This is a genomic window from Citrobacter sp. MGH 55 (genome assembly GCF_016906145.1).
In the GTDB taxonomy this organism is placed as follows: Bacteria; Pseudomonadota; Gammaproteobacteria; order Enterobacterales; family Enterobacteriaceae; genus Citrobacter_A; species Citrobacter_A amalonaticus.
This window is the reverse complement of sequence record NZ_CP070239.1, coordinates 1,168,224-1,188,118: the sequence shown is the minus strand read 5'-3', so window position 1 is coordinate 1,188,118 and position 19,895 is coordinate 1,168,224. Positions and strand designations below refer to the sequence as shown.

At 54.2% G+C, this 19,895-nt stretch carries 19 protein-coding genes; 12 read left to right on the top strand and 7 right to left on the bottom strand.

All coding sequences use genetic code 11. The annotated features are described in order from the left end of the window. Positions 1 to 206: 206 nt before the first annotated feature. Positions 207 to 1,973, bottom strand: a complete 1,767-nt coding sequence (gene adeD / locus JTI98_RS04725) for an adenine deaminase (RefSeq protein WP_216081986.1) — start codon at positions 1,971 to 1,973, stop codon at positions 207 to 209. 175 nt (positions 1,974 to 2,148) lie between these two features. On the opposite strand from adeD, the gene JTI98_RS04720 reads away from it, so the two are divergent. The 3 genes from JTI98_RS04720 to nepI all read left to right on the top strand — a co-directional run bounded on the left by JTI98_RS04720 (position 2,149) and on the right by nepI (position 5,330). Beyond that, the gene (locus JTI98_RS04720; protein ID WP_216081985.1) at positions 2,149 to 3,483 is read left to right on the top strand and encodes an NCS2 family permease; all 1,335 of its coding nucleotides are present in this window, start codon (positions 2,149 to 2,151) and stop codon (positions 3,481 to 3,483) included. 52 nt (positions 3,484 to 3,535) lie between these two features. Continuing rightward, positions 3,536 to 3,988 (top strand): DUF1198 domain-containing protein, encoded by a 453-nt coding sequence (locus tag JTI98_RS04715; protein WP_216081984.1) that lies wholly within the window; start codon positions 3,536 to 3,538, stop codon positions 3,986 to 3,988. Between the two features lie 148 nt (positions 3,989 to 4,136). Next, positions 4,137 to 5,330, top strand: coding sequence for a purine ribonucleoside efflux pump NepI (nepI, locus tag JTI98_RS04710; protein WP_046401701.1), 1,194 nt, complete (start codon positions 4,137 to 4,139; stop codon positions 5,328 to 5,330). Positions 5,331 to 5,441: 111 nt separating this feature from the next. Here nepI and JTI98_RS04705 read toward each other — a convergent pair whose 3' ends face one another. The 5 genes from JTI98_RS04705 to JTI98_RS04685 all read right to left on the bottom strand — a co-directional run bounded on the left by JTI98_RS04705 (position 5,442) and on the right by JTI98_RS04685 (position 10,524). Next, on the bottom strand, positions 5,442 to 6,821 hold the full coding sequence (locus JTI98_RS04705) for a carbohydrate porin (RefSeq protein ID WP_042998694.1): 1,380 nt from the start codon (positions 6,819 to 6,821) through the stop codon (positions 5,442 to 5,444). A 326-nt stretch (positions 6,822 to 7,147) separates the two neighbouring features. Beyond that, positions 7,148 to 7,450 carry a PTS lactose/cellobiose transporter subunit IIA gene (locus JTI98_RS04700; RefSeq protein ID WP_008786514.1) on the bottom strand — a complete coding sequence of 101 codons (303 nt, stop codon included), beginning with the start codon at positions 7,448 to 7,450 and terminating at the stop codon, positions 7,148 to 7,150. Between the two features lie 12 nt (positions 7,451 to 7,462). Continuing rightward, on the bottom strand, positions 7,463 to 8,845 hold the full coding sequence (locus JTI98_RS04695; protein ID WP_216081983.1) for a glycoside hydrolase family 1 protein: 1,383 nt from the start codon (positions 8,843 to 8,845) through the stop codon (positions 7,463 to 7,465). A gap of 20 nt (positions 8,846 to 8,865) precedes the next feature. Further along, entirely contained in the window at positions 8,866 to 10,197 is a 1,332-nt protein-coding gene (locus JTI98_RS04690) for a PTS sugar transporter subunit IIC (RefSeq protein WP_042998692.1), read from the bottom strand. A 12-nt stretch (positions 10,198 to 10,209) separates the two neighbouring features. Beyond that, positions 10,210 to 10,524 (bottom strand): PTS sugar transporter subunit IIB, encoded by a 315-nt coding sequence (locus JTI98_RS04685; protein ID WP_058587359.1) that lies wholly within the window; start codon positions 10,522 to 10,524, stop codon positions 10,210 to 10,212. 292 nt (positions 10,525 to 10,816) lie between these two features. On the opposite strand from JTI98_RS04685, the gene JTI98_RS04680 reads away from it, so the two are divergent. After that, positions 10,817 to 11,773 carry a LacI family DNA-binding transcriptional regulator gene (locus JTI98_RS04680; protein WP_042998691.1) on the top strand — a complete coding sequence of 319 codons (957 nt, stop codon included), beginning with the start codon at positions 10,817 to 10,819 and terminating at the stop codon, positions 11,771 to 11,773. 33 nt (positions 11,774 to 11,806) lie between these two features. On the opposite strand, the gene JTI98_RS04675 is transcribed toward JTI98_RS04680, so the two are convergent. Next, a complete protein-coding gene (locus tag JTI98_RS04675; RefSeq protein WP_216081982.1) occupies positions 11,807 to 12,100 on the bottom strand; it encodes a YicS family protein in 294 nt (97 codons plus the stop codon). Between the two features lie 129 nt (positions 12,101 to 12,229). Between JTI98_RS04675 and JTI98_RS04670 the strand changes: the two genes are divergently transcribed. The 8 genes from JTI98_RS04670 to JTI98_RS04635 form a co-directional block, all read left to right on the top strand. Further along, the gene (locus JTI98_RS04670; protein ID WP_044254537.1) at positions 12,230 to 12,646 is read left to right on the top strand and encodes a GNAT family N-acetyltransferase; all 417 of its coding nucleotides are present in this window, start codon (positions 12,230 to 12,232) and stop codon (positions 12,644 to 12,646) included. Between the two features lie 103 nt (positions 12,647 to 12,749). Further along, entirely contained in the window at positions 12,750 to 15,548 is a 2,799-nt protein-coding gene (gene dagR / locus JTI98_RS04665) for a transcriptional regulator DagR (protein ID WP_216081981.1), read from the top strand. A gap of 120 nt (positions 15,549 to 15,668) precedes the next feature. Beyond that, positions 15,669 to 16,094: a PTS sugar transporter subunit IIA gene (locus tag JTI98_RS04660; RefSeq protein ID WP_042998687.1), complete on the top strand. Its 426-nt coding sequence runs from the start codon at positions 15,669 to 15,671 to the stop codon at positions 16,092 to 16,094. A gap of 11 nt (positions 16,095 to 16,105) precedes the next feature. After that, entirely contained in the window at positions 16,106 to 16,591 is a 486-nt protein-coding gene (locus JTI98_RS04655; protein ID WP_044328028.1) for a PTS system mannose/fructose/N-acetylgalactosamine-transporter subunit IIB, read from the top strand. Positions 16,592 to 16,614: 23 nt separating this feature from the next. Then, positions 16,615 to 17,364 carry a PTS sugar transporter subunit IIC gene (locus tag JTI98_RS04650; protein WP_042323417.1) on the top strand — a complete coding sequence of 250 codons (750 nt, stop codon included), beginning with the start codon at positions 16,615 to 16,617 and terminating at the stop codon, positions 17,362 to 17,364. After that, on the top strand, positions 17,361 to 18,221 hold the full coding sequence (locus JTI98_RS04645; protein ID WP_161215577.1) for a PTS system mannose/fructose/sorbose family transporter subunit IID: 861 nt from the start codon (positions 17,361 to 17,363) through the stop codon (positions 18,219 to 18,221). Before JTI98_RS04650 ends, JTI98_RS04645 begins: the two co-directional genes overlap by 4 nt. Positions 18,222 to 18,224: 3 nt before the next feature. Next, on the top strand, positions 18,225 to 19,334 hold the full coding sequence (gene dgaE, locus JTI98_RS04640; protein WP_216081980.1) for a D-glucosaminate-6-phosphate ammonia lyase: 1,110 nt from the start codon (positions 18,225 to 18,227) through the stop codon (positions 19,332 to 19,334). Next, the coding region (locus tag JTI98_RS04635; RefSeq protein WP_252869621.1) for a 2-dehydro-3-deoxy-phosphogluconate aldolase at positions 19,321 to 19,895 on the top strand (575 nt) is incomplete at its 3' end. The genes dgaE and JTI98_RS04635, both read left to right, overlap by 14 nt.

The window sequence follows — 19,895 nt, the reverse complement described above, 5'->3', positions numbered from 1 at the left end:
CTGGTTGCGTGGTGCGTAGAATCTGACTGCGGGAGAATAACCCGCAAAACAGGAACAGCTTATCCGTCTACCGGGGCAGCAGTGGGGTAACGAGACAGGATGTACGACACCCGACACGAGTATCATGAACCACAGCAGGCACGTATAAGCACTTGAGATTCAGTATTTAGTTCCCCTTTTATATTCTCTGGTTAGGCGACCCTTAATCAGTCAGCGATCTCATGGGAAGTGAAGGTAAACGTTTCACCGTCAAACAGCCCCTGGCTGGTGAGTTTTAGCGCGGGGATCACCGGCAGGGAGAGAAACGCCATCTGGATAAACGGCTCGTCGGGCAGAGAGCCACATTCGCGACCTGCTGCTTTTAGCGCATCGATCTGCTCCGCCAGCGAATCGGCGGTGTCGGTGCTCATTAACCCGGCAATCGGCAGCGGCAAGTGGCATTGCACCTGGCCGTTACGAACGACGCAAAGCCCGCCGCCATCGTCAATCACCTGATTAACCGCCAGAGCCATCTCTTCAGCGCTGCGACCGATCACCACAATATTATGACTGTCATGGCTGACCGTGGCCGCCAGCGCGCCTTCACGCAGTCCGAATCCACCTAATAAGCTACAGGCCGGGGGCGACTGGCGACCGTAGCGTTCAAGCACGGCGATATAGCAAATATCATGACGATCGAAGCCCTCCGCGGTGCACACGCAGTCACTGGCGCCTGTCACCAGTTCGTTAGGGATAACATCGATCACCCGATAGCGTTTGCCGGGGGTGAAATGCAGCGGGAAGTCATTGGCGCAAACGGGGTGGCGCGCAATGGTATTGCCATACGGCGGAACGGTTTGCGCCAGCCTTGCCGGTTCGTCGGCTTTCAGACGTTCGGTGTCAACGGGTTCTCCTTTGACAAACACCTGCTGTACCGTCACGTTGCGGGCATCGCTGAGCAGGACAATATCCGCCTGTTTACCGGGGGCCAGCAAGCCAAGATGGCGCAGGCCAAAATGATGAGCGGCAGACCAACTGGCGATGCGATAAGCGACGTGTAGCGGGACGTTATGCTGTAAAATCAGCCGGCGAATCAGGGCGTCGATATGCCCTTCATGCGCAATTTCCCAGGGATTGCGATCGTCGGTACAAAGCAGGCACTGTGGGCTGTTAAAAGCGTTGATCAGCGGTGCCAGCGCGTCGAGGTTGCGGGCGGCGGAACCTTCGCGGATCATCAGCGTCATCCCGCGTTGCAACTTGCGACGCCCCTCCTCCAGCGTGTAGCTCTCGTGACAATTCTCGATCCCGGCGGCGATATAGGCGTTGAGCGCTTTACCGCTCAGTCCTGGGCAGTGGCCGTCCAGCGTCAGATGGCGAAAAGCGTCCATTTTGTCGAGCAGCGCATCTTGTCCGGCAATGACGCCTGGGTAATCCATCACTTCGGCCAGTCCGGCGACCAGCGGGTGATCGCGCCAGGCCAGCATCTGGTCGAGGGAGAAATGTGCGCCATTCACATCACATCCCTCCAGAGCGGGAACGCAGGAACTCACCTGCAGATACTGATTCTGCTTCGCCTGTTCGGCGCAGCGGATAAACCAGGAGAATCCTTTTTCGCCCATCACATTGACGATTTCATGAGGATCGCACACGACGGTGGTGAGCCCGCGCGGCAGCGTCGCGGTTTCAAAGGTCACTGGCGTCATCATGCTGGATTCAATGTGCAGGTGAGCGTCGATAAAGCCGGGTACCGCTGTTGCGCCGTGGGCGTCGATGCGCCGTAATGCCGGAGCGTCACGATACTCCGCCCCGATGCCCGCGATATGCCGCCCTTTGATCACAATAGGGCCGGTCATTTCTCCGCCATTGATAATATCGAGAAGAATGACATTATCAATAATATAATCAGCAACCGCTTCGCCGCGTGCAACGGCTAACAATTCTTGCTGTTCCTGACGGCTAATATAATGAAATTTATGACTTATGCTGTTATTCATATTTTTCTCATTTTGATTTTATCAATTTGATTATTATTTATCATTAAGAAATACCTGGTAATTATTTTAAGTTTATCGATTAACGGGCATTTGCATTGTGATTACAATCACTGAATTAAAGACAGGAGATGTTTTAAATGAGGCCTGCTTATATCTTCATAAATGGATGAGAAAAATGAATAATGATATCAGTGATGACGTGCAGCATGATTCAAATCACCTTTCGCGATTATTTAAACTCCGCCAGCATGGCACCGACGTGCGGACCGAAACGATTGCCGGGATGACGACGTTTTTAACCATGGTGTACATTGTTTTTGTTAACCCGCAAATACTTGGGGCCGCGCAGATGGACCCCAAAGTGGTGTTTGTCACCACGTGTCTCATCGCCGGTATTGGCAGCATCGCGATGGGCCTCGTCGCTAACCTTCCCGTTGCATTAGCGCCGGCGATGGGATTGAACGCGTTTTTTGCCTTTGTGGTGGTGGGAGCAATGGGGGTAAGCTGGCAAACGGGAATGGGGGCTATCTTCTGGGGGGCGGTCGGACTATTTTTACTCACCCTTTTTCGCATCCGTTACTGGATGATTTCCAATATCCCGATTAATTTACGTATCGGCATCACCAGTGGTATTGGTTTATTTATTGCGTTGATGGGATTAAAAAATTCGGGCGTCATTATTGCAAATAAAGACACCCTGGTGACCATTGGTAACTTAAGCTCTCACAGCGTATTACTGGGGGTTTTAGGTTTCTTTATTATTACCGTGCTGTCATCACGTCATTTTCATGCTGCAGTGCTGATCTCTATTGTCGTCACCTCCTGCTCTGGGTTATTTTTCGGTGATGTCCATTTTAGCGGCATTTATTCTGTGCCTCCCAGTATTAGCGGAGTGATGGGTGAGGTCGATTTAAGTGGTTCTTTATCGCTTAATCTGGCCGGGATTATCTTTTCGTTCATGCTCATCAATTTGTTTGATTCATCAGGAACATTAATTGGTGTGACGGATAAAGCCGGGTTAATCGGTAGCGACGGTAAGTTTCCTGGTATGAGGCGGGCACTGTATGTCGACAGTGTGAGCTCGGTTGCCGGGGCGTTTATCGGCACCTCGTCTGTGACAGCCTATATTGAGAGCACCTCGGGCGTGGCGGTTGGCGGGCGTACCGGCCTGACGGCGGTGGTGGTTGGTGTGCTCTTCCTGCTGGTGATGTTCTTTTCTCCGCTGGTGAGTATGGTTCCCGCTTATGCAACGGCAGGCGCGCTGATCTTTGTCGGTGTGCTGATGACCTCCAGCCTTTCCCGCGTTAACTGGGATGATTTAACCGAATCGGTTCCTGCGTTTATCACCACGGTGATGATGCCTTTTAGTTTTTCCATTACTGAGGGGATCGCGCTTGGCTTTATGTCGTACTGCATCATGAAAGTGTTTACCGGACGCTGGCGGGAACTGAACCTGTGCGTCGTTGTGGTCGCGGTGCTTTTTGCGCTGAAAATCATTCTGGTGGATTAGTATTCACGGGCCGTTTCCAGATATCATGAGCGCTGATAAAGCAGGAGAACGCATGATCTGGATAATGCTGGCCACACTGGCGGTGGTGTTTGTTATCGGGTTTCGGATACTCACTTCCGGATCCCGGCGGGCGATTCGCCGCTTGAGCGAGCGCCTGAATATTGATGTGGTGGCGGTAGAATCGATGATCGATCAGATGGGAAAAGTGCAGGGTGAGGCATTTATGCAGTATCTCCATCGCCCCGACGAGTCACATCTGCAAAATGCCGCTCAGGTTTTGTTGATCTGGCAGAGCGTCATTGTGGACGGCAGCGAGCAGAACCTGTTGCAGTGGCATCGCCTGCTGCAAAAGGCCAGGCTGGCTGCGCCAGTCACCGATGCGCAGGTACGTCTGGCGCTCGGTTTCTTACGCGAGGTTGATCCGGATATGCAGGACATCAACGCCTTCCAGATACGCTACAACGCCTTTTTTCAGCCTGAAGACGGCGTGCACTGGCTGCATTAAGAGCAATATGGATACGAATGTTGTTACGCAAGTGAAGCGTAAGGCAGGTGTAGCCATCGGACAAATAGTTGCCAAAACGTTAAATGCGTCACAATTAAAATGTTACACTGCGTGACTTTTCCACCAGAACACCACGCAGGTCGCATAAATGAGTGAATGTATCGAAGAGAAAACCCGCGCTGACGTTGTCGCCCGCCCGAACTGGTCGGCGGTATTTGCCGTGGCGTTCTGTGTCGCTTGCTTGATTACCGTCGAGTTTTTACCTGTTAGTCTGTTGACGCCAATGGCGAAGGACCTGGGGATTTCTGAAGGCGTTGCCGGACAGTCGGTGACTGTCACCGCGTTTGTCGCCATGTTTGCCAGCCTGTTTATCACGCAGATCATTCAGGCAACGGATCGTCGTTATGTGGTGATTCTGTTCTCCGTGTTACTGACCCTCTCCTGCCTGCTGGTCTCTTTTGCCAACTCCTTTGCGTTATTGCTGGTGGGACGCGCCTGTCTGGGACTGGCGCTGGGTGGATTCTGGGCGATGTCGGCGTCGCTGACCATGCGCCTGGTTCCGCCGCGTACAGTGCCAAAAGCGCTGTCAGTGATTTTCGGCGCGGTTTCTATCGCGCTGGTGATTGCTGCGCCGTTGGGCAGTTTTTTAGGCGGCATTATTGGCTGGCGTCACGTCTTTAACGCCGCAGCGGTGATGGGCGTGCTGTGTATGGTCTGGGTGGTGAAATCACTGCCGTCGCTGCCCGGTGAGCCTTCTCATCAGAAGCAAAACATGTTCAGCTTGTTGAATCGTCCCGGTGTTGCGGCAGGGATGATCGCCATCTTTATGTCCTTTGCCGGCCAGTTTGCGTTCTTCACTTATATCCGCCCGGTGTATATGAATCTGGCGGGCTTTGATGTCGATGGCCTGACGCTGGTGCTGCTGAGCTTTGGCATCGCCAGTTTTGTTGGCACCTCGCTGTCGTCTGTGATTCTTAAACGCTCGGTCAAGCTGGCATTAGCCGGTGCGCCGCTGGTACTGGCGCTGAGTGCGTTGGTGCTTACGCTGTGGGGCAGCGACAAGATTGTGGCGGCGGGCATTGCGATTATCTGGGGACTGGCGTTTGCACTGGTGCCGGTGGGGTGGTCGACATGGATTACCCGATCGCTTGCCGATCAGGCAGAAAAGGCTGGATCCGTCCAGGTCGCCGTGATCCAGCTTGCCAATACCTGTGGGGCCGCGGTGGGAGGCTATGCACTCGATAACCTTGGCCTGCTGTCGCCCCTGATGCTTTCCGGCAGCCTGATGCTGCTGACGGCGCTTCTGGTGGCAGCGAAAGTTCGCATAAAGGGTATGCAATGATCTCACACTCTGTTTGTCGAATGGCGCTACGCTTATCCGACCTACGGTACGGAGACCTGTAGGCCGGATAGGGCATTTATGCCGCCTTCCGACATAACGCGATATGGCTCATCAGAACCATGCTTCCCACATCGCGCCGACGTTGAAATCGTCCAGCGTTTCGTCATCCGTGCCGTTCACGCGAGCGGTGCGGTCGTTATCCACTTTGCCGCCGGTGACGTAGAAGCGCAGCATCGGGCGGAACTCCGGCCCCATTGCAATCGACATGTTCTGCGACAGCGTCAGCTTCCAGCCTTTGTTATCGCCGCCGTTATCATAGTCGACACGCTGATAGCCCGCTTCCAGCCAGGTGGAGTGCACGTCGTTCCAGAAGTACATTGGACGCACAATAGCACCATAGTTCTTGCGATTTTCACTCTGATCGGCGCTGTTGTCGTAATCATGGAACGCCAACAGGTATTCAACCTGCGCCTGTTGCGTGAATTTATGACTCCCTTCGAAACTGGCGTAAATCGCGGTCAGATCGTCGGTTTTGTTGTAGACGCTGTTGTCGGAGTTATCAGAGTAACGGGCGATCACTTTGTTGACGCCGCTGTCATTGGTATGGCTCACCACAAACGCGCCCTGCCAGGCCTTCAGGCGATCGTCGCTATCGACCGCTTTCGAGTCAAAGCCGTAGTTGGCGTAAATTTCCAGATCTAACGGACCGAGTTTCATGCCGTGTATTTTTGAGGTCACGGCGTAGTTGCCTTTGTCACCGGTGCCGGAACCGCCGGTACAGGTGATGCGTGACGGGTTGGCCTCATCTTCCATCACTTCCGGGCTGCACGATTCCACAGCGGCCACGGTCGCCACGTCAAACTGCACGCCGCCAATATCGAAGTTCTTCACCCCGGCGCCCTGGCCGTCGTGGTTCATCCAGAAGTAGTCGTTGATCCCTTGTTGCGGACGCTGGTGGAAGTCGCGCCCCGCCCAGATATAGGCATTCGGGTTGGATTCCAGAACGTTGGTCACCCCTGCGTAGGCCTTTTTGAGGTTCACCTCGTCGCCCCAGTGGTCGATCATCACGTTGATATCCCAGATCGCACCGTTGTCGCCTTTGAATGCTTTGGAAAGCTGGAATTCGCCGCCGTTGCCTTCGTTACCCAGACGACCAATGGCGGACGCGCCGTTATAGGAACCGTCCACGCCGACGTACTTCTGATCGCCGCTCTGGAAGTGCGCGCCGTAACGCGCATAGCCGCTGAATTTCACACCGAACGGGATGGCCATATCGGGTGACTGTGCGGCGCTTTGCGGCTCAACAATCACATCGGTTTTTTTCGCCACAGCAGCGTCCATTTTCGCCTGACGTTCCGCAAGGGCTTTGTCTACGGCTTTGGCGACAATGGCGTCGATTTGTTCCTGCGTAAATTCCTGTGCGAGTACAGAAATCGGGCAAAGCGCGGCCACGACCGCCATGGCTAATGGAAGTTTTTTTATCATGTTCATGGTTATCTCATTTACGTTTTATCCTTCAGTTTGCATTGAGCATTCTGAAGAGATGTGCGCATTAATTTATTTTAAGATAATAACCACCCCGCCTTGGTGTAATTCGCTATCACCAAAACAAGTTGATCTGTTATTTATAGGTACGGGTACAGAATGCGTTTATTTAATCGTAATAGCGTCTCCGTTTATTATTATGACCCTTCGGCTTTCAAGCTGTTTCTTTGTTGGCTACGTTCGTTCACCTCAGTCACTTAGTTGAGTAAGCACCAGGGAATTCTCTCTTGCCGCCTCGACGCAACTCGAAATCCATTGGGTATAGATTTAAATTAACGTTGGTAGAGATGAATAATTTCTTCTGACAGTTCGCGGGCTAGCAGCGATGTCATTAAATGATCCTGCGCATGCACCATAATTAACGTCATGGGTTGCCGGGCTTCCCCGGCATCCTGTTCGATCAATTTGGTTTGCATGTGGTGGGCCTGACGGGCGTAACCGTCCGCCTCCCGAAGCAGGCTTTTCGCCTCGTCAATGTTGCCTGCGCGCGCAGCGTGAAGCGCCTCGAAGCACAGACTGCGGGACTGTCCGGCATTGACGATAATTTCCATTACTGCTTCTTCTAATGCAATCATTGTAAATATCTCTTAATCGAATCCGTTATGTTCGGCGGTATTGGCGAACCACTCGCCGCTCTTTTTCACCGTACGTTGTTGGGTTTCTAAATCTAACTGGACAAAACCATAGCGGTTTTTATATCCGTTGAGCCATGACCAGTTATCAATAAAGGTCCACATATGGTAACCAAGGCACTGACAGCCTTCACTGATCCCTTTATGTAGCCATTTAAGATGTTCAGAGACAAATTCAATACGGTAACTGTCGTTAATTTGCCCGTTCTGAATAAATCGCTGTTCGTTTTCTACACCCATTCCGTTTTCAGAAATAAAGCAGCGCGGGTTGCCGTAATTATCACGCAGATTGGTAATAATATCGTAAATACCCGGCTCATAAATTTCCCAGCCCCGGTACGGGTTCATTTTACGGCCTGGCATTTCATAATAATCAAACAACCACTCCGGCATAAATGGCGCATTCAGATTGATGGCGGTATCGCGGCATTTCACGCGGCGGGGCTGATAGTAATTAATGCCCAGCAGGTCGATTTTGCCATCGGCAATCAGCTGTGCGTCACCTGGTTGGCAGGCGGGCAGTTGATCGTACTCTTTCAGTAACGCCACCAGATCCGCCGGATATTCCCCTTTCAGCACCGGGTCGAGGAAGCTGCGGTTGAACAGCAGATCCGCATGGTGCGCGGCTTTCACATCCGCCGGATGCTGTGAGCGCGGATAAGAAGGCGTCAGGTTGAGCACGACACCGATTTCGCCGTCGTTGTTGCCCGCCCGATAAGCGCGAACCGCCGTCGAGTGCGCCAGCACGGTGTGATACGCCACGGTGGCTGCGCGTCTGAAATCCACCACGTTGGGGTAATGGAAGTCATACAGATAGCCGCCTTCTACCGGCACAATCGGCTCGTTAAAGGTGAACCAGTGCTTAACGCGGTTGCCGAACAATTCGAAACACGTCTGCGCGTAGCGGCCAAAGGCTTCCACGACGTCACGGTTTTCCCAGCCGCCTTTCTCCTGCATCACCATCGGCATGTCGAAGTGAAACAGCGTGATAAACGGCGTGATACCCTGTGCCAGCAGTTCGTCGATAACGTTGTTATAGAACGCCACCGCTTCTGGATTCACCTCGCCCGTGCCGTCTGGAATCAGGCGCGACCAGCTTAACGAGGTGCGGAAGCTGTTATGTTTCAACTGCTTCAGCAGCGCGATGTCCTGTTTCCAGTGCTGATAAAAGGTTGAGGTGTTCGCCGGGCCAACCCCCTGATGGAAACGACCTGGCTGGCGGTCGAACCACACATCCCATGTGGTCTGGCTTTTGCCGCCGTTCAGGCTATCCCCTTCGGTTTGCAGCGCTGAGCAGGCACTGCCCCACCAGAAGTTTTCAGGAAAACGGTATCTCATTGTTCTGACTCCTTGATTCATTATGAGTTGCTACGGGCAGCGTTCGCCACGGAGACGGCATCCTGGGCTTTTTGCTCTTCTGTCTTCAGCAGAGAACGTTCGTAAGCGCGCAGGAACGGGAGGTAAATCAACGCTGACATCACCATACAGATCAGACACATCACCACCGGACTAAAGGCCCAGTTTGCCGCCCAGGAGGCGCCAATCGGTGCGGGCGTGGTCCACGGCGTCAGTGACACCACCTGATCCAGCCAGCCCAAACGGGTTGCGGTGTAAGCCAGTACGGCGTTGATCATGGGCACGAAAACGAACGGGATAAACAGCATCGGGTTCATGATGATCGGCGCACCGAACAGAATAGGCTCATTAATGTTGAAGAAGCTAGGGACGATGCCCATTTTGCCGATCGTCCGCAGATGGGTAACGCGACTACGCAGCAGCAGGAAGGCCAGTGGTAAAGTCGAGCCCACGCCGCCGATCAGCAGGTAGTGATCCCAGAAACCTTGTAAATAGACGTGTGGCAATGCCGCGCCTGCTGCCAGCGCCGCCTGGTTCGCGGAAAGGTTGGCCATCCAGAATGGGTTCATAATGCCTGTGACGATCAGCGAACCGTGAATACCAGCAAACCAGAAAATCTGGCACATCAGGACCGAAAGCAGAATCGCCGGCAGGGAGTCAGACGCGGAAACCAACGGTGCCAGCAGGTGCATGATCGCCTGCGGAATGATCATGCCGGTCTGCGCTTCAATAAACAGGTTCAGCGGGTGTAACGTCGCAATGACCACCAGAACCGGAATGAGGATCTCAAACGAACGGGCGACGCCGGTCGGAACCTCTTTCGGCAGACGGATAGTGATGTTGTGCTGCTTCAGCCAGGCATAAACGCGCGTGGCATAGATGGCGGTGATCAGCGCGGTAAAGATCCCCTGACCGGAAAGGTACTGGGTAGAGATTTTCCCGTCGGCATACGGGGCGGCGACCAGTAAAAAGGCCATAAACGCCAGCAGGCCGGACATGATTGGATCGAGATTAAACTGACGGCCCAGACTGGCGCCAATGCCCACAGAGATGAAGAACGTCATAACGCCCATGCTGAGGTTAAACGGCAGCATCAACTGTTCACGATACGTGGCGGAGAAATCGAGCCAGCCACGGGCAAAGCTGTTGGTGGTTTCGGCAGAGAACGGCGGAAAAATAAACACCAGCATGAACGAGCCGATGATCATAAACGGCAGCGCCGCGGTAAAACCATCACGAATCGCAATCACATACTTTTGCTGGCCCAGTTTACCGGCAAGAGGGGTGATGGATTGTTCTATGACAGCAACCATTGACTGATATAACGAACTCATAATGACACCTTTCTAATGTGCCGCTTCAATCAGCGACAGAGCAAAATCCAGCACCTTGTCACCGCGTTGCATTCCGTAATCCTGCATATCAATGGCTTTTACGGGGATGTTTTGGGTGGCAGCCTTCTCTGAGAGCGTGTTAAGCATGTATTTTACCTGGGGGCCAAGCAGCACCACCTGGTAATTTGGAAACTGAATGTCAAATTCGGAAACGCCATATGCCTCAATTTGGACTGGCAGCTTCCGCTTTTCTGCGGCTTCGACCATTTTACGAACCAGCAGACTGGTGGACATCCCTGCAGAGCAACACAACATAATCCTGAACATTATTAACCATCCTCAAAATGTAAAAACTTATTGCGAGTCTGATTTGATATCATACGGAAACCGGTTTCCATATGAAGCAAACGGAACTGTGACAACCGTCAAGATCTTATTCTTATAAGGCTAATTATTTGGATTTGGCTCACGGTTTTGGTGCTATTTCATACTTTTTGAGTGGAAACGGAAAATCGGTTTCCATGAAAAACGGAAACAGCTATACTGCGTGTGGTGATTATTTGAGCCAATGTTAAATTCAGGATTGAAGGAGCCAGGCAGGCTCTGTCAGGGGAGAATGATGTCTACTATCAACGATGTATCGCGTTTGGCTGGCGTGTCTAAAGCCACGGTGTCGCGCGTGTTGAGCGGATCGCGTGGTGTGAAGGAAGCCAGTCGTCTTGCCGTGTTAAAGGCGGTGGATGAACTGAACTATCGTCCGAATGTGATTGCCCAGTCATTACTCAGCCAGAGCACCGGTTGCATTGGCGTGATTTGCGCGCAGGACAACATTAACCAGACGACGGGCTACCTTTACGCACTGGAAAAACATCTGAGCCAGCACCAAAAGCATTTGTTGCTCCGCTTTGCCAACACCAAAGCAGAAGTAATGAGCGCCCTTGATGAATTAAGTTGTGGCCTGTGTGACGATGTGCTGATTATTGGGGCGCGTTTCCCGCTGAATATCAGCCAGGAAAACGTCATTCTGGTGGATTGCCTGGAAGCGGGCGACGATGTAACCAGTATTCAGTTTGACCACAGCTTTGCCACCGAAACGGCCTGTAACTATCTGATTAGCCAGAATCGACGGCAGATTGCCCTCATTCATCCTGAAGGGATGGGATTCTCCGAACAGGTGCTGCTTGGCTACAAACACGCGCTGGAGAAGAACTTCCTGCCCTTTAACCGTAACCTGGTGTTTATGGAAGCCACCTCTTCCTCGGTCGCGCTACAGGAGTTGTTGAATAACGCCTCCACGCTCAACTTTAACGCCCTGCTGGTGGCGGATGAGCAGCAGGCTCAGCGGGTGATCCCACAATTGCAGGCGTTTAATAAGTCGGTTCCGGAAGATATTATGATCTTCAGCCTCGCCGGTTCGCTGCATCTGCCGGGGATCCCGACCATCCCGGCAATCGAATACTCCATGGATGCGATGGCGGCGCGGATTGTCAGCTGGCTGAATGAAAAAACGCAGAGCATGTTGGGATCGTATGTGCTGCGCGGCGACCTCATCATTCCGGATGTTCGCCAGCGGTAAGCTAATTAACGGGCGTGAGGCATAGGCTTCACGCTACATATCCGGGCATTCCACCTTACCGAGCGCTTCCCAGTAGTTGCTCTGATTGTTCCTTTCCATCGCCACCGCCCCCTCGCGGATGTGCTGCTGATTGCCTTCATTCGCCATGATCGTTTTTTCCCACGCCTCGTCTGAAGGCGAACCTTGCGGCGTACAAATTTTGCGTAAATCGTTGAGTATCGTATTTTTTTCGTGCACGGATTGCAGTGCGCCGTAAGGCGAGTCGGCCTGCGCCAGCGTTGGCATCAAGAAAAGGGCGGCAATGATCGGTAAAACGGCTCGTTTCATGGTAATAATCCTTGTAGTCGATGCGCATCATTTCAAGAGTAAGTGTAGATGGTGTACGACTCTCTCAGCAGCCCGTGCGAAAGTCGGAAAAGGCTTCAGCCAAAAGTTGTATTTTTTCAGGAGGATAGAATGCAGATACAAATTACCGATACCGTTACCGAAGACGATCAAAATGCACTGCTCACCGGATTGCGCGCTTACAATTTTCAGTTTCTGCAAACGAGAAATTTTGGCGATCTGGCGGTTTACTGGCGTGACGAGCAGCAGAAAATCCGGGGGGGATTGATTGGCAAAATCAAAGGGGAATGGTTGAGCATTGATTTTTTATGGATGCATGAATCCCTGCGTAAAGGCGGTTACGGTAGCCAGCTAATCCAGGCCGCAGAGCACGCCGCTCGCGAAAGAGGTTGTCTCCATGCGCTGGTCGATACCCTGAGTTTTCAGGCGCTGCCGTTCTACCAGAAGAACGGTTATCAACTGCAACTGACCCTTGAGGACTTCCCGGAAAAAGGGGCTGCCCGGCATTATTTATCGAAAACATTTTGATGACCGGAGGCATTCACCGTGACGTCTGGACGCCGATTCACTTTCTTGCATAGCAGAATAGTGTATGTTCTGAACAATCATTTAATTCTTAAGCGGTAAAGAGATGAGACGGATCGAGATCGTACTGGGAGAGCTTGAAAGGCTGACGCGTGGGCTGGATCGTGCCGATTTGGCGCAGGAGACGGCATTCACCGCGGAGGCGATTGGCTTCAACCTGGGGCTGGTGCGCAACTCGGTCAGTAAAGATCTCAACCAACTGTGGAATGACGGTCTGGCGATTAAAAGCCGGGGGCGTCCGGTGTTCTTCCTGCACCGCCAGACGCTGGAGACATTGCTGGGGCGCAAACTGGAGAGTAGCGAGCGCGAGGTGCGCTCGGTGGCTGACCTGCTTCCGCAAGTGGAAAATACGGGCGACGACGATCCTTTCACCGGCCTGATTGGCTATGACCGCAGCCTGCGCGATGCGGTTGAAAAAGGCCGCGCCGCCGTGCTCTATCCGCAGGGTTTGCACGTGCTGCTGACCGGCCCATCTGGCGTGGGGAAAACCTTTTTTGCCGAACTGATGCACCGCTTCGCCTGCGAAAAGTCCGCCGGTTCCCCGCCGCCGCTGGTCTATTTTAACTGCGCCGAGTACGCCCATAACCCGGAACTGCTCTCTTCCCACCTGTTTGGCCATCGTCAGGGGGCATTTACCGGCGCGAACGAGAATAAACCCGGTCTGGTTGAGCAGGCAGATGGCGGCTATTTACTGCTCGATGAAGTGCACCGTCTGCCCTATGAAGGTCAGGAAAAACTGTTCTCTATTCTTGATAAGGGTGAGTACCGTCCGCTGGGGGACAGCAGTAAGGCGCGTTCGATCTCGGTACGGCTGATTTGCGCCACCACGGAACCGGCGAATTCGTCGCTGTTGCGTACCTTCCAGCGACGCATTCAGGTAAGCATCGATTTGCCGGGGATTCGTCAGCGATCGATTGAAGAACAAGTGGAGCTGATTGTTGGTTTCCTGCAGCGTGAAAGTCGCAAAATCGAGCGCACGGTCAGCATCGACAAAACGCTACTGCTCTGGCTGTTGAACAAACCGCTGGAGGGCAACATTGGTCAGTTGAAGAGTGATATCCAGTTCCTGTGCGCCCAGGCGTGGGCGTCAGGAATGACGGAACATAATGACACACTACAACTGGATAAACGGCTGGCGGAGATACCGTTTCACGCCACGCCGGAACAGCGCCTGTTGGTCGATGCCTTGTTTGAAGGGAAAGAGCGGCTGAACATTGATGCGCGCACGTTGCCAGCGCTGAAAACGTCGCTGGCGACCGGGGCGGAAATCGAAGAGAGCGATCTGTTTTACAGCTTCCTGACCCGTGAATATGTCAATCTGCGCAACAGTAATGTCCCGCCGGCGGAAACGCTGGCTATCCTGAAAAACAAGCTCAGCTCGATTTTCGAATATGGCCTCTACAGTCGCGATAGCGTGGCGCATCCACCGCGTTATGGCGATCAAATCGAAGAACGCGTGACGCTGTTGATCGGCTGCGTGGAACAGGTGCTTACGTTTACGCTGCCGGAAAACCTGGTGAATCCGCTGCGCAAGCACTTCCTGGCGCTGATTGGCTACGTCCAGCGCGGGTTGATTCCCCAGCTCTACTCTTCCAGTCTGATCCTCGATCGCTGCAAAGATGAATACGATAACGCCACGCTGCTGTGCCGCAAAATTAATGAACTGCTGCATATTCAGTGCCCGGCGACGGAAGTGGTCTGGCTGTGCCTGTTCCTGAAAGAGTGTCGTCATTACCGCCAGCGCATTGATGCCAGTCCGGATTGCGGGGTGATTCTGGTCGCTCACGGCGCGACCACCGCGACCAGCATGGCGCAGTATGTTAACCGTGTACTGGAACGCGACCTGTTCAGCGCAGTCGACATGCCGTTTGAGCAGTCGGTACATGACACGCTGGAAACGCTGACCCAGCTTATTCAGACCCAACGCTATCAGCGGCTGATCCTGATGGTCGATATCGGTTCTCTGGTACATTTCGGCAGTACGATCAGCAAGTTATTTCAGATAGACGTACTGCTGATGCCCAACATCACGCTGACCAGTCTGCTGGAGGTTGGGCTGGATTTAAGTTACGAAACCAGCGATTTACCCCAATTGGCGGCGCTGATGCAGAGCAAAAATATCCCCTGCCAGCTGTGTACGCCGCAGCAGGAAAACGGCGGCAAAGTGCTGGTCGTCTCCTGCATTACCGGCATGGGAACGGCGGAAAAAATTAAAAAAGTGCTCGAGGAGAGCTTCGGCGAACTGATGTCGCAGGACACGCGAATGGTGATCCTCGATTACAACGACGTGCGCAGTCTCGAACGTGTCCAGCAGGCGCTGAATGCCAATGAGCGACTGGCAGGGATTGTCGGGACTTTCCAGCCCGGACTGCCGGATATTCCGTTTATCTCGCTGGAAGAACTGTTCTCTGAGCAGGGGCCGGAGCTGGTGTTAAGCCTGCTGACGCCGGATCTCTCCAGCGCCGAGCGCCGCCTGGAAATGGAGCGCAGCGCGATGCGCTTTATCAGCGCGCTGACCATGGAGAGCATCATCAATCATATTTCAGTGCTCAACCCGCAGCGCATTCTGAAAGAGATGGAGGGCGTGCTTAACCATCTGACGACTGCGCTTTCCCTCAAACCCAGTCGCCAGGTGACACTACGCTTCCTGATCCACTGCTGTTGCATGGTTGAGCGTATCGTGATCAACCGTAAACCGTTACAGATGGCGCTGGAAAACAAACCGAATCTGGATCCCCGCGCGTTTAGTGTCATTAAATCTGCGTTTCTGTCGATCGAAGAGGCCTATGCCATCCGGTTATCGGATGCGGAATATTTTTATATCTACGAACTGCTTTATAGCTGATCCCTTAATGGGCGAGGCGTTGCGCCTTGCCCGCTCTCCTTTCCACCTCGTGTGACACAAATACTGGCATAGCCTTTGCTCTTTCCTTGCGTGTAAATGTAATCGCGCCAGGAGGCCATTTTGACTACCACTCAACCGTTGCCCGACATTCTGCTGCTGACCCATGGCGGCTGGGGACAACAGCTTTGTAACAGCCTGCGCATGGTGATGGGCGAAATTAAAGGCGTGACGGAAATCGCGCTGATGCCCGTCGATACGTTGGGCGAGTTTTATCAGCGTGTTGAAGACGTGGTGAAAACCATGCCGGAAGGCTCACTGATTCTGACCGATTTTGTGGGCGGCACGACATCCAACGTGGCGGCGCGGCTGAGTGCGGATTATCCGGTGGCGGTCGTTTCCGGACTCAACGCATCACTGCTGCTGGAAGCGCTGGACAGACGTGAACACGGTTCACTGACTACCTGCGTCAGCGAACTGGTGGACGCCGGACGCAGCAGTTGCCTGGACGTTGTCGCTCACGTCCGTCAATTACAACAATCACAATAAGGAAAATCATCATGGCAAACATCGTGTTATGTCGTATCGATAGCCGACTGATCCACGGACAGGTGGTGACGAAGTGGGTCGGGCAGTCCCAGGCCAACCGCATCGCGGTGGTCAGCGACGAACTGGATGCCGATCCGTTTATGAAAAACATCTACCTGATGGCCGCGCCGCCGAACATCAAAGTGGACTGCTACAGCAACCTGAGCTTTGCCGCCTCATGGCAAGAGAACCAACTTGGCGACGGCAATGTGCTGGTGCTGTTCCCTTCTCTGGCGGCGATTCAGCAGGCCGTACAACAGGGGTTTGATGTCTCCACGATTCAGGTGGGGGGGCTGGGCGGTGGACCGAACCGCAAAGCGGTATTCCAGAACATTACGCTCGATGAAAAAGACGTTGGCATTCTGAACGACCTGAAAAGTCGTGGGATTCAGGTGTTCTTCCAGACTATCCCGGAAGATAAACCGCAGTCGCTGGACGATATCCTGAAAAAATTCTAATTCTCTGATAATGGGATAACACTATGGATACCTTAGTTTTTGCAAGCCTCATGGGGTTGTATTACTGGTTTGCCCGCTTACGCCTTGGCTACACCTTCTCTGCCATGCTGCTTCAGCCGGTGGTGGTGGCTGTGTTCGTCGGGCTGCTGCTGGGCAACATGCAGACCGCGATGATTATCGGTGCCGGGATGCAGCTCGTTTATCTCGGCGTGACCTCCACGCCTGGCGGTAACGTGCCGTCAGATCCGGCGCTGGCGGCCTGTATCTCGATTCCCATCGCGGTGAAAGCCGGGATGGACCCGAACCTGGCCATTGCGCTGGCGATCCCCTTCGGCGTGATCGGCGTCTTCCTTGACCAGTTGCGTCGTACCCTGAACGCCGCCTGGGTGCATATGGCTGATAAACACGCGGAAACGGCGAACATGTCGGGCATTATGCGCTGTGCGTTCCTTTACCCGGCGTTACTCGGACTGGCGCTGCGTTTCCCGGTGGTGTTCGCCGCGAACTACTTCGGTCAGGACGTGGTGGAAAGTTTCCTCAAACTGATGCCGCACTGGCTGACCCACTCCTTTGAAATCATGGGCGGGATCCTGCCAGCGCTGGGCTTCGCGATCACCATTATGGTGATCGGTAAAAAGAGCCTGCTGCCGTGGTTTATCGGCGGATTCTTCGCGGTGCTGTACCTTAAGGTGGACATCATGGCGATGGCGATCTTCGGTACCTGTGTGGCCTTCCTGATTAAAGGCCTGGCGAAAAATGAAGGAGCAGCATGATGAGCAGCGACGTAATGCAGCATGAACTGGTTGAGCGCGCACGGACGACCGGGGCGTTAACCAAAGCGGATATCACTAAAGCGTGGTTTATCTACTGGCTGGGCGCGGAAGTCTCCAACTCTTATGAACGTCTGCAGAGCCTGATTTTCTGCGCCTCGATGACACCGATCATCAAAAAGCTCTACCCGCAAAAAGAGGAACAGGTGGAGGCGCTGAAACGGCACCTGAACTTCTTCAACTCCGAGCAAACATTTGGCGCGGTGATCCAGGGGATTTCCATCGCCATGGAAGAACAAAAAACGCGCGGCGAGCCGATCAGCGATGCCTCAATTACCGGGATTAAAACCGGTCTGATGGGGCCGCTGGCCGGGATGGGCGACTCCATTGTCTGGGCCGCCGTCATGCCGCTGCTGATTGCGATTTTCATCCCTTTCGCCGCTAATGGCAGCGCGTTTGGCGGTATTGCACCGCTGATCCTCTATCCGGCGATTACCCTGGCGATCAGCTACGGTCTGATCCACAAAGGCTACACCCTGGGACGTGATTCTATCGTCGGGTTATTGCAGGGGGGGCGAATCAAAGAACTGATCTACGGCGCGAACGTGCTGGGGTTGATCATGATGGGCGCGCTGTCGGCAAGCTACGTCAAGATCACCACACCGTTGAAAATCAGCGCCCTGAAGGGTTCTGAAGTGGTCGTGCAGCAGATCCTTGACTCTATCGCGCCAGGCCTGCTGCCGCTGGCGGCGGTGTTTGCCATCTATATCTTCCTGGTGAAAAAGGGTCCGCGTTACACCACCATTCTGCTGTCGATTGTGGCGCTGAGCGTGGTGTGTTCGCTGCTGGGAGTTTTGTAAGCCATGACAGAGAATATTTATCAACAGCTGGGGCTAAAACAGGTGATTAACGCCTGCGGCAAGATGACGATTCTTGGCGTCTCCAGCGTCGCGCCGGAGGTGATGCAGGCCACGGCGCGCGCGGCCTCGACCTTTGTTGAGATCGACAAGCTGGTGGACCGAACCGGTGAACTGGTTTCCCGCTTTACCGGCGCGCAGGACAGCTACGTGACCTCCTGCGCCTCGGCAGGGATCGCCATCGCCGTTGCCGCCGCCATTACTCGTGGCGACCCGCTTCGCGTGTCGCTGATGCCGGACAGCAGCGGAATGGCCAACGAGGTAGTGATGCTGCGCGGTCATAACGTGGACTACGGCGCGCCGATTACCAGCGCCATTCGTCTGGGCGGTGGGCGCGTTGTGGAAGTCGGTTCGAGTAACCTGGCCGCACGCTGGCAACTGGAGAGCGCCATTACTGACGAGACCGCCGCACTGCTGTATGTGAAATCGCACCACTGCGTGCAAAAAGGCATGCTCAGCATTGACGACTTTGTACAAGTGGCGCAGATCCACAACCTGCCGCTGATTGTCGATGCCGCCGCCGAGGAGGATTTACACGCCTGGGTGGCGAGCGGGGCGGACATGGTTATCTACAGCGGGGCGAAAGCCTTCAATGCGCCGACCTCCGGGTTTATCACCGGCAATAAAACGTGGATCGCCGCCTGTAAAGCGCAACATCACGGGATTGCCAGAGCGATGAAAATCGGCAAGGAGAACATGGTCGGGCTGGTGTATGCGCTGGAAAATTATCACCAGGGGCAGACCGTGGTGACCGCCGAACAGTTGCAACCGACGGTGGAGGCGATTTCGGCCATTCGCGGGCTGACCGCCGATATCGAGCAGGACGAAGCCGGGCGTGCCATCTGGCGCATTCGCGTTCGGGTTGATGCGCAGGTGTTTGGTCTGGACGCGCGCGACGTCGAAGCCCAACTGCGAAGTGGCGATATCGCCATTTACGCACGGCGCTATAACCTCCATCAGGGCGTATTCAGCCTCGACCCACGTACGGTCGCTGAGGGGGAAATGGCGTTGATTGTGGCGCGACTTAAGGAGATTGCAGAACATGCAGCAGATTAATTTTTATCGTCAGCGTGTGGCGATTAACGTGCTGGCGAAAGATATCGCTAACGCCAGGGAAATCTATGACGCCGCCGAGGGACACGCAGTGATTGGCATCCTGTCTGCGCAATTTTCGTCGGTCGACGAAGGTGTTCAGGAGGTGAAGCGCTGGATGGCGGACGTGCCGTCGATTTCGGTCGGGCTGGGGGCGGGCGATCCGGCGCAGTATTACAAGGCGGCGATGATTGCCGCAAAGGTTCATCCGGCGCACGTCAACCAGACCTTTACCGGCAGCGGTTTTGCCGCAGGCGCGCTGGCGGCGACGGGGGGAGAACAGACCCATATCAATGCGCTGGTCAGCCCGACGGGAACGCCTGGTGACGTGTTGATTTCCACCGGCGTCAGCAGCAGTCAGGGGACGCCAGCGCGCGTCTCCTGCGATGCCGCCGTGCGGATGATGCAGGATATGGGGGCGCACGCGGCCAAATTCTTTCCGATGGGCGGGGAGAAGTCGCTGCCGGAGCTGTACGTACTGGCGAGCAGCGCGGCGCGTAACGGCATGACGCTGATTGAACCAAC

Coding starts and splice junctions, on each gene's coding strand:
- JTI98_RS04670 (WP_044254537.1), top strand. CDS start 12,230: ATGCAGATACAAATTACCGATACCGTTACCGAAGACGATCAAAATGCA.
- JTI98_RS04695 (WP_216081983.1), bottom strand. CDS start 8,845: ATGAGATACCGTTTTCCTGAAAACTTCTGGTGGGGCAGTGCCTGCTCA.
- JTI98_RS04645 (WP_161215577.1), top strand. CDS start 17,361: ATGATGAGCAGCGACGTAATGCAGCATGAACTGGTTGAGCGCGCACGG.
- JTI98_RS04700 (WP_008786514.1), bottom strand. CDS start 7,450: ATGATTGCATTAGAAGAAGCAGTAATGGAAATTATCGTCAATGCCGGA.
- adeD (WP_216081986.1), bottom strand. CDS start 1,973: ATGAATAACAGCATAAGTCATAAATTTCATTATATTAGCCGTCAGGAA.
- JTI98_RS04680 (WP_042998691.1), top strand. CDS start 10,817: ATGTCTACTATCAACGATGTATCGCGTTTGGCTGGCGTGTCTAAAGCC.
- dagR (WP_216081981.1), top strand. CDS start 12,750: ATGAGACGGATCGAGATCGTACTGGGAGAGCTTGAAAGGCTGACGCGT.
- JTI98_RS04675 (WP_216081982.1), bottom strand. CDS start 12,100: ATGAAACGAGCCGTTTTACCGATCATTGCCGCCCTTTTCTTGATGCCA.
- dgaE (WP_216081980.1), top strand. CDS start 18,225: ATGACAGAGAATATTTATCAACAGCTGGGGCTAAAACAGGTGATTAAC.
- JTI98_RS04650 (WP_042323417.1), top strand. CDS start 16,615: ATGGATACCTTAGTTTTTGCAAGCCTCATGGGGTTGTATTACTGGTTT.
- JTI98_RS04720 (WP_216081985.1), top strand. CDS start 2,149: ATGAATAATGATATCAGTGATGACGTGCAGCATGATTCAAATCACCTT.
- JTI98_RS04715 (WP_216081984.1), top strand. CDS start 3,536: ATGATCTGGATAATGCTGGCCACACTGGCGGTGGTGTTTGTTATCGGG.
- JTI98_RS04690 (WP_042998692.1), bottom strand. CDS start 10,197: ATGAGTTCGTTATATCAGTCAATGGTTGCTGTCATAGAACAATCCATC.
- nepI (WP_046401701.1), top strand. CDS start 4,137: ATGAGTGAATGTATCGAAGAGAAAACCCGCGCTGACGTTGTCGCCCGC.
- JTI98_RS04655 (WP_044328028.1), top strand. CDS start 16,106: ATGGCAAACATCGTGTTATGTCGTATCGATAGCCGACTGATCCACGGA.
- JTI98_RS04705 (WP_042998694.1), bottom strand. CDS start 6,821: ATGAACATGATAAAAAAACTTCCATTAGCCATGGCGGTCGTGGCCGCG.
- JTI98_RS04685 (WP_058587359.1), bottom strand. CDS start 10,524: ATGTTCAGGATTATGTTGTGTTGCTCTGCAGGGATGTCCACCAGTCTG.